General features: G+C 48.7%; 11 protein-coding genes. 5 read left to right on the top strand and 6 right to left on the bottom strand.

Annotation, left to right across the window (positions count from 1 at the left end; all coding sequences use genetic code 11):
- Positions 1–209: 209 nt before the first annotated feature.
- A complete protein-coding gene (locus tag IQ254_RS01460; protein WP_193963619.1) occupies positions 210–1,952 on the bottom strand; it encodes a hypothetical protein in 1,743 nt (580 codons plus the stop codon).
- Between the two features lie 32 nt (positions 1,953–1,984).
- The gene (locus IQ254_RS01455; protein ID WP_193963617.1) at positions 1,985–2,344 is read right to left on the bottom strand and encodes a rhodanese-like domain-containing protein; all 360 of its coding nucleotides are present in this window, start codon (positions 2,342–2,344) and stop codon (positions 1,985–1,987) included.
- A 147-nt stretch (positions 2,345–2,491) separates the two neighbouring features.
- Here IQ254_RS01455 and IQ254_RS01450 point away from each other — a divergent pair, with 147 nt between their 5' ends.
- From IQ254_RS01450 to psaC, 3 genes are all read left to right on the top strand, one after another.
- On the top strand, positions 2,492–3,187 hold the full coding sequence (locus IQ254_RS01450; protein WP_193963820.1) for an aspartate/glutamate racemase family protein: 696 nt from the start codon (positions 2,492–2,494) through the stop codon (positions 3,185–3,187).
- Between the two features lie 89 nt (positions 3,188–3,276).
- On the top strand, positions 3,277–4,347 hold the full coding sequence (locus tag IQ254_RS01445) for an NAD-binding protein (protein ID WP_193963615.1): 1,071 nt from the start codon (positions 3,277–3,279) through the stop codon (positions 4,345–4,347).
- A gap of 370 nt (positions 4,348–4,717) precedes the next feature.
- A complete protein-coding gene (psaC, locus tag IQ254_RS01440; protein WP_006515950.1) occupies positions 4,718–4,963 on the top strand; it encodes a photosystem I iron-sulfur center protein PsaC in 246 nt (81 codons plus the stop codon).
- Positions 4,964–5,272: 309 nt separating this feature from the next.
- On the opposite strand, the gene IQ254_RS01435 is transcribed toward psaC, so the two are convergent.
- The 4 genes from IQ254_RS01435 to rfbB all read right to left on the bottom strand — a co-directional run bounded on the left by IQ254_RS01435 (position 5,273) and on the right by rfbB (position 9,087).
- Positions 5,273–6,349, bottom strand: coding sequence for a glucose-1-phosphate thymidylyltransferase (locus IQ254_RS01435; protein ID WP_193963610.1), 1,077 nt, complete (start codon positions 6,347–6,349; stop codon positions 5,273–5,275).
- An 11-nt stretch (positions 6,350–6,360) separates the two neighbouring features.
- Positions 6,361–7,248, bottom strand: a complete 888-nt coding sequence (gene rfbD / locus IQ254_RS01430) for a dTDP-4-dehydrorhamnose reductase (protein ID WP_193963609.1) — start codon at positions 7,246–7,248, stop codon at positions 6,361–6,363.
- Complete coding sequence (gene rfbC / locus IQ254_RS01425) at positions 7,248–7,796, bottom strand: dTDP-4-dehydrorhamnose 3,5-epimerase (RefSeq protein WP_193963608.1); 549 nt, start codon at positions 7,794–7,796, stop codon at positions 7,248–7,250. The genes rfbD and rfbC overlap by 1 nt, the downstream gene beginning before the upstream one ends.
- A gap of 223 nt (positions 7,797–8,019) precedes the next feature.
- A complete protein-coding gene (rfbB, locus tag IQ254_RS01420) occupies positions 8,020–9,087 on the bottom strand; it encodes a dTDP-glucose 4,6-dehydratase (protein ID WP_193963607.1) in 1,068 nt (355 codons plus the stop codon).
- A 1,199-nt stretch (positions 9,088–10,286) separates the two neighbouring features.
- Here rfbB and IQ254_RS01415 point away from each other — a divergent pair.
- Together IQ254_RS01415 and IQ254_RS01410 are read left to right on the top strand one after the other, a co-directional pair.
- Positions 10,287–11,924, top strand: coding sequence for a GMC oxidoreductase (locus IQ254_RS01415; RefSeq protein ID WP_193963605.1), 1,638 nt, complete (start codon positions 10,287–10,289; stop codon positions 11,922–11,924).
- Positions 11,925–11,983: 59 nt separating this feature from the next.
- Positions 11,984–13,081 carry an NAD(P)-dependent oxidoreductase gene (locus IQ254_RS01410; RefSeq protein WP_193963603.1) on the top strand — a complete coding sequence of 366 codons (1,098 nt, stop codon included), beginning with the start codon at positions 11,984–11,986 and terminating at the stop codon, positions 13,079–13,081.
- Positions 13,082–13,307 lie beyond the last annotated feature (226 nt).

Below are 13,307 nucleotides of genomic sequence, written 5' to 3'. Positions count from 1 at the left end.
TAGACAACACGGTGATCTCAGGCAGGGCGGACTCAGACTCTAGGGCAATGGCGGCCCCATGCTCAATTGTGTCTGATTCTGTTGAAGGCCATAGGAGCTAGCCCAGATGACAACGCGGCTGGTTACGAGTCTGCTGCGTTGCCGGTTAATCCAGCCCGATTAAACCATGAGCTAACGCAATCCCCTAGGAGCACCTGGAAAGGCTAGCCTCATAGCTCTAATAACTTGGGCGATCGCGCTTCCGGTGGCCCAGGGGCAATCGCCTGTCGTAGGCTATCGTGGCCAAAACTATAGCCACCTCCCACGCGCCGCAGCAGCCCTGCCGTTACCATCGCATCGAGCCAGGTGCGCCCCGCTAAAGGTAAGCCCTTGCCCCCAGCCAGTAGCAGCCGCAGCACGGCGTGCTGCACCGCAAAGGATAGCCACAGCGCTGTGGCTATCAGCACCGCTAACATCAGTCGAGCGCGAGCCATGGGCAGCAGCGCCAGGGGTAGCTGTCCACTGACTATCGCCGGCAAGACCACCACCAGCACCAGCACTCCTCCCCAGAGGGCGACCAGCAGCATGGTATTGCGCAGCGCCAGGGTAATGTCTTGATTCGGAGCCTGACGGCCCTGGGCGACTCCCGGCAGCCCACTGCGCAGTAACCCGACCAACCCCAAGCCCCAGCCGATGGTCGCACCAACCACCCCTGCCCCGCCAAAGGCGGGCATACCCAGCCCTAGGGGAGTCAGCAGCAGCGCCGCTAAGGTGCCTAGCCCTAGCCCTAGCCCCAAACTCAGCAGGCCGCAGACCAGAACCAAGGTGCCCAAACGAGCTGGGGGGGCGATCGCCAGCCCCAGCCGCAGGTAGGGAAAATTCTCTAGATCGATCTGAGAGGCCATCAGCCCTAGGGCTAGCCCCAGCAGCAGGTTACCCCCCACCAGCCCCATCACCAGGGCGATCGCCAGCCCCACCAGCAGCCGATACACCCCCTGACGCTTGGCGGGCAGCCACAGTCGCTGGAGATCATCTAGATAGAAAATTCGAGGCCGCTGATCGAGCTGTTGCCCCAGCCAGGTCAACGCTGTCCGATTCTGAGCTGGTTGGCCTTTCGCCTCAGCTAGGCCCTGCTGGATATACCGCTGCACCAGCTCGGCGCGGCTGCGAATGGGTGGGTCTGCCGGGTTTTTGAGGGCAATTAGCAGATTGAGCAGCAGAGGTAGGCGAGCCAGCTGCTGCAATACCTTGCTGCCCTTAATCGTCGGCCATAGATCAGGGCAATTTTGAGCCAGCACATAGTCCTTGACCTGCTGGGCCGCCAGCGGAATGATATGCACCCCGCAGTTGAACTGGTCAAAGATCAGCCCGGAGGACTCCATTACCTGACGACGACAGCAGAGCAGGGCGGTCTGGTTGGGGTTGGTGCGCAGCAAGGCTTCGAGGGCGGCGGCACATTTTCGCTGTTGGGCAGTAGGGAGATGGTCAAACCCATCGACCAGCAGCGTCAGCTGAGCGGTATCGACCCAGGTACCGGCGCTGGCCCTGGTCACCCGGTACTGATGCCACAGCGTGACAATCAACCACTCCCGCATCGACTCACCGGCCCAGGCCGACACATCGAGCAATACTGGCACCGGCCCGCCCTGCTTCAGCAATCGATCGCCGATGGCCAGCAGCGTATGGGTTTTACCCACCCCAGCGTCACCTAAAATCAGCAGTCGGCCATCGATACCGTCGCGCTGAAACAGCTTGACGATCGCCTCTGTCGAGGTCAACACCGGGTTGTCTTGGCGACCAAACTGTAGTCCCCATACCCGATAGTTTAGGGGAATGTCGCGGCGAGGTATCACCAGCGGCAGCCCTGTTCGGTGGGCCGCGATCTGGCTACCCACAACCTGAGCCAGCGATCGCAGCTCAGCCGCCGCAGGTGCCTGGCCCGGAATCAGCGATCGCAGGATAGTAGTAACCATAAGAGCAAAGGTCTCAACCCAAATAGTAGAGCCTAGTAGCGTGGCACAGTTCTATCGACCATAAGGGCGTAGGCATCGATGCCACCCGTCACATTTTTGAGCTGGGTAAAGCCCTGCTGGGCCAGCCAGCCGCACATCTGGGCCGAGCGCATACCGTGGTGGCAGAGCACAATGGTCTCGCGATCGCGCTCAAAACGACTGTGAATAGTCTCTGACCAGTGGCCAAACTCACTCAGGGGCAGATTGACAAACCCCGCTAGGCTGGCGAGCGCTAGCTCACTCGGCTCACGCACATCGATCAGCTGGAGGTCACCGTCTCCCTCAGCTAGGCGCTGGGCAAGGGCCTCAACGCTGAGGGGTTCAAAAGGGGCGGCATGGGAAGAAACTGTCATAGGTCAACTCTAGGACTACTAGGTCGTTGGGATAGCCCCGTGCGCTCAGTCAAATTTACGCCACCTTAACCCATCCACCCGGAAAAATGATATACCGTGGGCACAATCTGCCCCTTATTCTCCGGTGCCTCCATGCCGATAGAAGCGATAAAAACCATTGGCCTAATTGGCGGCATGAGCTGGGAGTCATCGATTGAATACTACCGCATTCTCAACCAATCCATCCGCGCCCACTTGGGCGGACTGCACTCCGCCAAGATCATCATGTTCTCTGTTGATTTTGCCGACATTGCTGCCATGCAGCATGCCGAACACTGGTCAGATCTAACCGATATTTTGGTCGAAGCCTCCCAAAAACTGCAAATGGCCGGGGCGAGCATGGTGCTGATCTGCGCCAACACGATGCACCGGCTAGCCGACGATATCGAAGCCCGTATCTCCATTCCGCTACTACATATTGCCGATACCGCCGCTGACCAGATCAGCGCCCAGGGCTTGACGCGGGTGGGGCTGCTGGGCACCAAATTCACCATGGAAGAAGACTTTTATCGCCAGCGCTTACTCAACCGCCATGGCTTAGAGGTGCTCGTGCCCGATCTGCCCGAACGAGATGCCCTACACCGCATCATCTACGACGAGCTGTGCCAGGGTCAGTTTGGGGCCGAGTCGCGCCAGACGGTGCTCAACCTCTGTCAGCACCTCGTGAGCGCTGGGGCCGAGGGCATCATCCTGGGCTGCACCGAACTTGAGCTACTTGTCGGGGATGCTACGGCAGCGGTGCCACTGTTTCCCACCACCCGCATTCATGCCGAAGCCGCTGTTAACTTAGCCCTGGGCTTATAGGCCATATCGGCTTAAATATTTCCATGGCCTAAACTTTCTCTGACTTGAAGCTGTCGGCGGTATCTTGAGGAAAGTTTCGCTCCAGATCCATGACAGTGACGCCCCTCCCCAAACACCGCCTACAGCCGCGTCTGATTGCCCTGATTGTGGTGTCGATGCTGGCGATCGCAGTGAGCCTGCTGCTGTGGCAGGAGAGCGGCCCGATCAGCCCTCCCTGGGAGGTGCTGGAGAATATCGTCATTACCCTCATGGGTGAATATCCCGACAAGCCTAAGAGCCCCCTAGGGCGAGTGCTGCAATTGCTCCTGCTAATCTCGGGCACGTTTATCTTTGGGGCCATCAGCGGTAAGATTTCCTCCATCTTTGTCACCCGTGCCCTGCAATCGGAGACCGCGTTGAGCATATTTAAAGACCACATCATCCTCTGCAACTGGAACGATAAAGCGGCAGGCATTATCGACCAGCTATTGGAGGGCAACAAAGCCGACCCCATCGATATTGTCGTGGTGTCAGCGGCGGCGGTAGGCGAAGCGGGCCGCGATCGCCCCGCTAGCGGCCGAGTGCACTTTGTCCAAGACGACCCGACCCACCATGCCACCCTAGAGCGCCTACAGGCCTCCCAGGCCCAAGCCGTGATCTTACTGGCCGATGAGGAGGCCGAAGCCCCCGATGACAAAAATGCCCTCATTGCCCTGGCAATCAAGCATTTAGAGCATATTCCCGGCCAGCAAAGAGATATTCACGTGATTGCCGAGTTGGTTAACCTCAGCCGTCGTCGCCATTTGCAAGAGGCTGGAGTAGACGAGGTGGTGTCAGCCCGCGACTACAGCGCTGGCATCATTGCCCAGAGCGCCATGTTTAGGAACATGTCAGTGGTCTACCAGCAGTTGCTCACCTACTCTGATGACTCCAACGAGTTTTATTTCATTGCCCCAGGCCAATACCCCAACCACCTTTGGGGCAAGACCTTTACCGAGCTCAGCCACTGGGTAAGCACCTACAGCACCACCCGCCAGCCCGACAATCCGCTGCTCTTATTGGGGGTACGGCGAAGCAACGGCGACATTCTGCTCAACCCCAAAGCTCAGTCTTTTGATCGGCTTACCGCCGACGATGCCTTGGTGGTGATGGCCTTTAGAAAGATTGACCGGATTGATTAGGTAGGCTGAAAAATAATGGTACACCTGCTCAGCTTCATTAATTAGACAGAGATGCCCAGTCGAGCACATTTCCATAGACCCTGCTCTAGCTGTAGCTAGAGCAGGGTCTATGGCTGCCCAAGCTAAATAGCCCGGCGAAAGCTAAAACCCCGCGTCGAGGATCCCTAATAGCGATCGTTTATGAGTCTCAGCCCCACTCATATTACGATCCGTTAAGGTTTATAGGGGGTAGCGATAAGAGCTGAAATCTCTCGCTATAGACTGGTCAAAGATTAGGAAACCCTTACTGTATAGACCGTTTTGACCTCCCTTTGGGGGACTCCTTAAGGTCGTCAAACCCAGTCGTGATCCACATTGGAGTTTTTATTCAATGTCCCATTCTGTCAAAATCTACGATACCTGTATTGGCTGCACCCAGTGTGTGCGCGCCTGCCCCACCGATGTACTAGAAATGGTGCCTTGGGATGGCTGTAAGGCCGGGCAAATTGCCTCATCCCCCCGCACTGAAGATTGTGTTGGCTGCAAGCGCTGTGAAACCGCCTGCCCTACCGACTTCTTGAGCATCAGAGTTTATCTAGGTGCTGAAACCACCCGCAGTATGGGTCTAGCCTACTAGCCTATCTCTGCCATCTCAGTTCTGTGTTGATATAGTTGTCGCCACCAAACATCTCTCCCGATGATTCACGTCTTCAGGAGAGATGTTTACGTTTGATTGTCCCTCTCCCACCTTGCCTATACAAGCGACCAAGGATTACGTATAGCCATCGCCACGAAGGTTAGGACGTTTCCCTAGTAACCTACCGGCGATGGCTATACGCCAGTTCGCTGCCCTAGTTTTTGGGGTTGGCGATTGTCTATGTCCTAAGCGAACTGACCAACGCTATAAATTCAAACTTTAGAAAGAAGAATTGGTTGGCTCAAATAGTTAATTAGTTAATTCGACTTGGCTATCATCTCCAATCATAAATCGCAACGCCATCGGTCGACGAGGCGCTTCCGTCAAACTAGCCCGTTGACCAATTAGGCTATCGACAATGCGCTGCTGCACACCAATAACCTTGGCATCTGCTAGCAAGACACTGTGCTCAAGATCGGAATCAATTAGAATTACTCGGTCAGCAATACTGCTATAGGGGCCAATGAAACAGTTCTCCAAGTGACAGTCTTGGCCAATCACAACTGGTCCACGAATGGTACAGTTAGTAACTTTAGAGCCGCTACCTATCTTGACGCGGCCTGAGATTCGGCTTTGACTATCTACTTCACCTTCAATAGCCGTCATAGGACAGTCATCCAAGATAATCTGATTGGCTTCCAACAGGTCATCTTTCTTACCAGTGTCCAGCCACCATCCATCTAGTTGACAAGCATCTACACGCTGCTCTTTCTCAATCATTGTTTGAATAGCATCAGTAATCTCCAGTTCTCCGCGTGCTGAAGGAGATATCTGGTCGATCGCAGCATGAATCTCTGGACCAAAAAAGTAAACTCCTACGAGAGCCAAATCGGAAGGGGGAACCTTAGGCTTTTCAACTAAGCTGACTACCTGCCCACTTTCCGTTACCTTAGCCACACCAAAAGCTGTAGGATTAGCTACCCGCTTTAACATAATCAGAGCATCAGAGCGGTTATCATGAAACTGCTGTAGAAAGCTCCCTAAACTGTCTTGGATTAGGTTGTCCCCCAGGTACATAACGAAAGGGCTATTCTTTAAGAAGGATCGCGCAATTTTTACTGCATGGGCCAGGCCTTCAGGCTTATCCTGCAGGATATACGTGATTTTAGCTCCAAAAAGCTCTCCGTTTCCTGTTTTATGTTGAATTTCGGCGCCAGTCTCAGGACTAATAATAATCCCAATTTCAGTAATACCAGCAGCAACAATACTCTCAATTCCGTACCATAAGATTGGTTTATTAGCGACTGGCACTAATTGCTTAGCACCAGTATGAGTTAGAGGGCGGAGTCGAGTCCCCTTTCCTCCCGATAAAATAAGTGCTTTCATAAGTATTAAATCTAAATTACTTTGCCATATAACTCTGTCAGCATGCTCCGGAGTGAGTCTCGCCAATAGGGCGCTTTAGCTCCTAGAATACCCGCTATTTTCTCACACCCCAGCACTGAGTAAGCAGGACGCTGTACGGGAGAAGGAAATTCTGCCGTAGTAATCGGCTCGACTTGTTTCAGCTTAAGAGAAAATCCTAACTGCTCAGCTGTTTCAAAAATCGCGATCGCGAAATCATACCAACTCGTCACCCCACTGTTTGTAAAATGGTAGATTCCGTACATATCTTCTCCAAGTAGGGGGATCAAGTTCACAATAGCTTGCGCAATATCTTGGGACCAAGTAGGCGTTCCTACTTGGTCATAAACGACTCGCAGTTGCTCTTTATCTTGGCCGAGACGCAACATAGTTTTAACGAAATTACCTCTACCGCTTGCCCCATGAACCCAAGCAGTACGAAGAATTAGGCTACGGCTGCATTCTTGTAATACTAGCCTTTCCCCCGCCAGTTTCGTTCGCCCATAGCACCCCAAAGGATTACATATATCCTCTTCTCGATAAGGTACACATTGTTGACCATCAAATACGTAGTCAGTAGAAATATGTATCAAGCTAGCTCCTAATTGATTAGCAGCTTGGGCTAAACACTCGGGAGCCTTGGCATTAATAGCATAAGCTAGCTCTGGCTCATTCTCGGCCTTATCGACAGCCGTATAAGCAGCAGCATTAATAATAACTTCAGGCTTAAAGGAAGCCACCTGAGTAGAGATAGCACTTGGCTGGCTTAAATCTATGGCAGTGCGATCGCAAGCCCACAATTCTACTGCAGGATCAGAAGCCAAAAGCCTACACAACTCTTGACCAACTTGACCTGAAGCACCTGTTAGCAATATCTTCATTAATCATAGACCTCAGCTGCGTTAAGTGATTTACCCGCCCGGTCTTTAGTCGAAAGAATTGGTTCTCGTCCCTCCAAAGGCCAGTCAATGCTTAGTTCAGGAGCATCCCAAAGAATACAGCGCTCATATTCAGGAGCATAATAGTCTGTCGTTTTATAAAGCACTTCTGCCACATCTGAAAGCACTAAAAAGCCGTGGGCAAAGCCGGGTGGAACCCAAAGTTGACGAAAGTTTTCAGCACTTAGTGTACAACCGACCCACTGACCAAAGCGAGGAGAGTCACGGCGAATATCTACGGCTACATCAAAGATCTCCCCAGCAACCACTCTTACCAACTTACCCTGGGGCTGCTGAATTTGATAATGCAGACCTCTCAAGACATCTTTTTCAGACCGTGAGTGATTATCTTGAACGAAATTAAATTCCGTATCTGATGCAGAAGAAAAGCTTCTCTGATTAAAGCTTTCAAAAAAAAATCCCCTCTGATCTTTAAATACCTTTGGCTCAAACAAGCAGACTTCTGGCAACTTCATTAAGTTTGTTTTCATAAAATTCTCAATCTTTCCTATAAATACATTTTCATCATAACGCTGCCTGGATACGTAGAATATGCTTGTTTAGGTAAATAAATAGGCAACAAGATAAAAGACTTCAAAGAAACTCAATAGCAGCCACAAGGTAATACGAGGAATTAAAGAAAAATCCTAAAAAATCGCATATATACAATGATTAAATAGCTTATTCATTGCGATCTATGGCTACTAAAAATGATTAAAATTTATAAATATCCTCATAATATTTTTGGTAATCTGCTGATAGCAAAGGCATCCACCAATCACGATTCTCAAGATACCATTTCACAGTTTTTCTTAGCCCTTCCTCCAGAGTAACACTAGGTTGCCAACCTAAGTCTGCTCGAATTTTACTGATATCCATCGCATAACGACGATCATGGCCAGGGCGGTCTTTAACATAAGTGATTAACTGTTGAGTAGGTCGCACAGGTAAATCCTGAGCCAACTCATTCATCAACTCGCACAGTAGATTGACCAAATCAATATTTTTCACTTCTGCTTGGCCACCGATGTTATATGTTTCTCCAGGGGAAGCTTTGCGAAGTACTGAATCCAAAGCACTGCAATGATCTTCTACAAACAACCAGTCGCGAACATTTTGACCATCACCATAAATAGGTAAAGGTTTGCCTAGCAACATGTTGACGCACATCAACGGGATTAATTTTTCTGGAAAATGGTAAGGACCATAATTATTAGAGCAATTGGTTATGAGAGTAGGCATACCATAGGTATGGTAGTAAGCTCGCGCTAGATGATCACTCCCTGCCTTAGTTGCCGAATAAGGACTATTCGGAGAATAAGGCGTAATTTCACTAAATGCTAAATCATTAGGACCTAAACTACCGTAAACTTCGTCAGTTGAGACGTGCAGAAACCGAAAATGATCAGGCTTATGCTTAGCTTCCCAATAAGAACGAAAAGCTTCTAGAAGAGTAAACGTTCCTAACACATTAGTACGCACAAATGCCTCAGGTTCCGAGATAGAGCGATCTACGTGAGACTCTGCCGCAAAATGTACTAATGTATCAACATCGTACTCTTTAAGTACGCTTTCAACGGCCGCACGGTCGCAGATATCGCCCTCAATCAAATCTACGTTGGCATCAACTAATAGATTTTTCAAGTTAGACTTATTACCAGCATAGGTAAGAGCATCTATAATAATGATCTTTCCTTGGGGGTAGTGGCGGTGCCAATAATGAGCGAAGTTTGAGCCGATAAACCCCGCTGCACCAGTTACAAGTAGTCTATCCAAAGCCATGGTAGCCTCTCCAGCAAGATCTAATGAATACGGTGATGCCCTTAAGGTCGCATCGATTACTAACTCGACAATCCTATTCGAGAAATGTTGATATCTATAACCAAAGTCCAGAGATAAGTAATAATTTCATCATTACTCTACAAAGCAACTTGCATAACTATTAAATTCTTTAGGAGCATTAGACTTTAGGGCCTGACTGCCTGACAGAAGTGGTTGAAAGGCTTGAAACCTCGTGACGCGAGGTGGAAAAGGTGAGTTGACATGAGACGCTGAAATTGGTGTCATCTCAGGGTCTGTACCATGTCAGCCACCTGGCTGCCTGACACAAGTGCCTCAAAGTACTGATATCTCGTTGTTTCATGGTTGGAGCCTAGATCTTAATCCTGGGGTTGGAAGCCTTGATGTAGAGTCCTTTCGCGGACAGGCTGGCAACGAGAAATCAAGGGTTTCCGGAGAGGTGTCAGGCAGCCAGTTAGTTACCTCCCAAATGCCTAATAGGGGTAGAGCAGTATGAGTTTACCCTAGTCGTCAGGTTTCCCTCAGCAACTCCGCTAGTATCACTTCGGGTTCAAAACTTAGCCCATTGCTGTTCGGTGTTCCCTGTTAAACCAGCTAACTCAGCCTTAGCCACGGCAATATTCAAGCTACACGTCGATTGCACAGCCTCTCCGGGTCAATACTCCAGACAAAAATTCTCCCTCCATATTGCCTGTAAGCCAGAGCCTACGTCGCCCAAAGTGTTTAAAGCAATGTCAGCCTGAAAGCTAACCTTGATTCAAATAGGCGATTGCTGGAGTGACTGCCCCGTAAGCCTTATAGCTTCGTTGCTAAAACTGTCCGGACTGTTGCCAGGTAATATAGCAACCATAGGCAACGATTGTGATCTAAACTACGTTTGCTTCACAACATCCTCAATCTTTAGCAAATTCGGCCTACTTAATCCTTGAAAGAAATCCGCTAAGCACGTTCACAACTAGCGTTGAGACATTCTGCGATATTAAAGCATCTCGCCATAGCTGCTTACCATCTTGAAAATTTCATCCTAATACAACTCTACTCAGAAATCTTCTGGCCTTTCCAGTATCTTCTACATCGGTAATGCTATGGACAAGCTTGTTTAAAGACCCACTGATAAAGATAGCAGTAAGCTATGGTGTGGGCATATTCTCTATATCAACTGTTGGGAGAACACAATACCTATGATTATTGACGCGCGATCGCTCCCCGCCGACGAGATCCTAGAGAGCCATATCTGTATCGTTGGGGCCGGTCCCGCTGGGCTGACTATCGCTCGAGAGTTTGCTAATCAAGATTTTACAGTTTGCCTCGTCGAAAGTGGTGGTTTTGAGTTTGATAAAGAGACACAGGCTCTGAGTGAAGGCACTGTAGTCGGTGATCCCTATCCTGTAGTACATGAAACAAGGCGGCGCCAGCTAGGAGGAACAGCCCACTGCTGGGAAGGTCAGAGTGGCTACCAAAAATATGGTTGGCGCTGTTTGCCTCTAGACCCCATCGATTTTGAGCAACGAGACTGGGTACCTAACAGTGGCTGGCCATTTAGCAGATCTGACCTAGATCCTTTCTACGAACGAGCACAGACTGTTTGTCAAATTGGGCCCTATAGCTACGACGCTGATTATTGGCAAGGCAAGAACGCAAGACCTCTATCATTTAAAACTGATCGTGTTACTACTGGTATCAGCCAATATGGTCTACGCGATCCGTTCACAACCGAGTACCCAAACTCTCTCCGGCAAACTCCCAACATCACGACGCTAATACATGCTAATGTCTTGAACATTGAGGTCAACGAATCTGGACAGAAAGTAACACGTCTGCAGATTTCAACTCTGCAAGGTAAGCAATGTTGGATTAAAGCTAGTCATTTCATTTTGGCAGCTGGAGGTATGGAAAATGCTCGCCTCTTATTAGTATCTAATCGACAATATCCTGCTGGAGTAGGGAATCAACATGATGTTGTCGGTCGATACTTCATGGATCGACCTATTTTAAGTTGCGGCATAATTCCGTACAAATCAACAATATTCAATCAAACCGATTTATACGATATTTTTCCTACAAAGCAAGGGCCTGTAATGGCTCACATTAAGCTATCAGAAGCTACAATGCGCCAAGAGGGTCTAATGAATAATGGGGCCCAACTTTTCCCACGGCCTCTGCCACATCAACGAGAAGCAACTTTAGCATTACGAGAACTAATCGCAAGCCTACGCCATAGGAAGCTTCCCAAAGATATGGCTAAGCATCTTGCTATCATTAGCCGGGGTAGTGATTATGTCGTCTCGGCTAGTTTTTGGGCCGCCATTCGAAATATTCCTGGCTTTCATAGAGGTGATTGGTCTTACTTACCTTACGAAAAGAGTCGTTTCTCTAGACTTGAGGTTTTCTATCAACTAGAGCAAGCTCCAGACAGAAATAATCGAATTGTTCTGAGTAAAGAGCGTGATTCTCTGAACCTTCCCAAGACCGAAATCCATTGGCGGCTTAATGAGATAGACATCAAAAATGCCATCCGGATTCAAGAAATTTGGGCTGAGGAGCTAGATCAGGCAGGTATTGGTGAATTGAGGTTCACCCGAGACTGGACTAAACAAGTATTTGAGAAAACTGCTATGCATCACCACATTGGCAGCACTAGAATGCACAATAGTCCCAAGAAAGGTGTAGTAGATTCTAATAGTAAAGTCCATAATATATCTAACTTATTTATTGCAGGATGTTCAGTATTTCCTACTTCTGGGTACTCTAATCCAACCCTTACCATGATTGCCCTATCTTTGCGCTTGGCAGATCATGTGAAGCAATTAGCCTGTTGACATAGCTATAATTTTTCGGCCAAATAAAAAATAAGATCTACTATAGGAATAAAAGCTCAATGGTGACAGTCGGTATTGTTGGAGCTAGTGGCTTTGTAGGAAGTCGAATCGTTGAAATACTTCATGATAAAGGAATAGCAGTACGTCCTATTGCGCGTCGAGCCGACAGTCTCGAAACTTTTTCTAGAATAGGACTTAACAGCTATGTAGCTAATGCCTTTGACCAATCCGCTCTAAGGGAAGCCTTCGCAGGTTGCGATGTAGTTGTTCATTCCGTTTTAGGCAGTCCTGGATTAATTAGAGGCAGTGTTAGGCCTATGTATCAGGCTGCGCAGCAATCTGGCGTGCGCCGAATCATATATCTTAGTTCGATGATTGTGCATACTTCTGCGCCAGCGGAGGGCACAACGGAAGCAACTCCACCCGTTAGACACCAACCTAGATTCCCTACTCATATAGCCAAAGTTGACGCAGAAGAAAGGCTCTTAAAAATGCGGCAAACCGGGGATGTTGAGGTAGTAATTTTTAGGCCAGGAATAGTATTTGGACCACGATCTCGTTGGGTTGTCGAGCTCACAAATCAACTTCAGAATGGTACAGCCTATTTCATCAATGATGGCAGTGGTATTTGCAATACAGTTTATATAGACAACTTAGTTCATGCGATCCACCTGTCACTAGAAAAACCAGGAATAGATGGTGAAGCATTCTTCGTTGGCGATCAAGAAAAAGTCACTTGGCGTGATTTTTATCAACCTTTTGCCAACGAACTTGGCATTAATCTTCAAGATATTCCCCAACTATTTCCTCCTAGTTTTAGTCATAGTCAACAAAAAGAATGGATTCGCGCCATCCAAGAATCTGAAACGATACAAAGAAGTCTAGCTTTGATACCAGATGGCACTAAGAAATATCTTAAGAAAATTTTCAAGAAACCATCATTATCGTCAGCAGAAAGGTCATTAGCTCCTGTAGAATCATCACCAACGCCTGTGATCACCGAGATGATGAGTGTTTTGCAACAATCTTCATATAAATTACCCCTAAATAAAGCGAAGGATATGTTGGGCTATGAACCCATAGTTTCCTTTAATGATGGCTGTCAACGTTCAATCAAATGGTTAAAAGGAGTCAATCAATTAGCGTGCATGAGTTAATATTTACACATGATTAATATTTGACATATTGCCGATTCTAGAACGAAGTGCAACACCTAGAAGCTTTCCACAGAGGGGCTCATAGGATAGTCTGATGTCTACCACAACAAAAAGACACCCTATGAGCTATATCCAGCTTAGCGCTTCTGAACGAAATAAAGTTTACGAATTGAGAACTACGACAGCATTGTCCATCCGGGGCATTGCTCGCCAACTCGGACGAAGT

Origin of the sequence: Nodosilinea sp. LEGE 07088, assembly GCF_015207395.1 — a bacterium.
Classification (GTDB): domain Bacteria; phylum Cyanobacteriota; class Cyanobacteriia; order Phormidesmidales; family Phormidesmidaceae; genus Nodosilinea.
The sequence above is the reverse complement of the archived record's forward strand: the minus strand, read 5'-3'. Positions and strand labels throughout refer to the sequence as shown.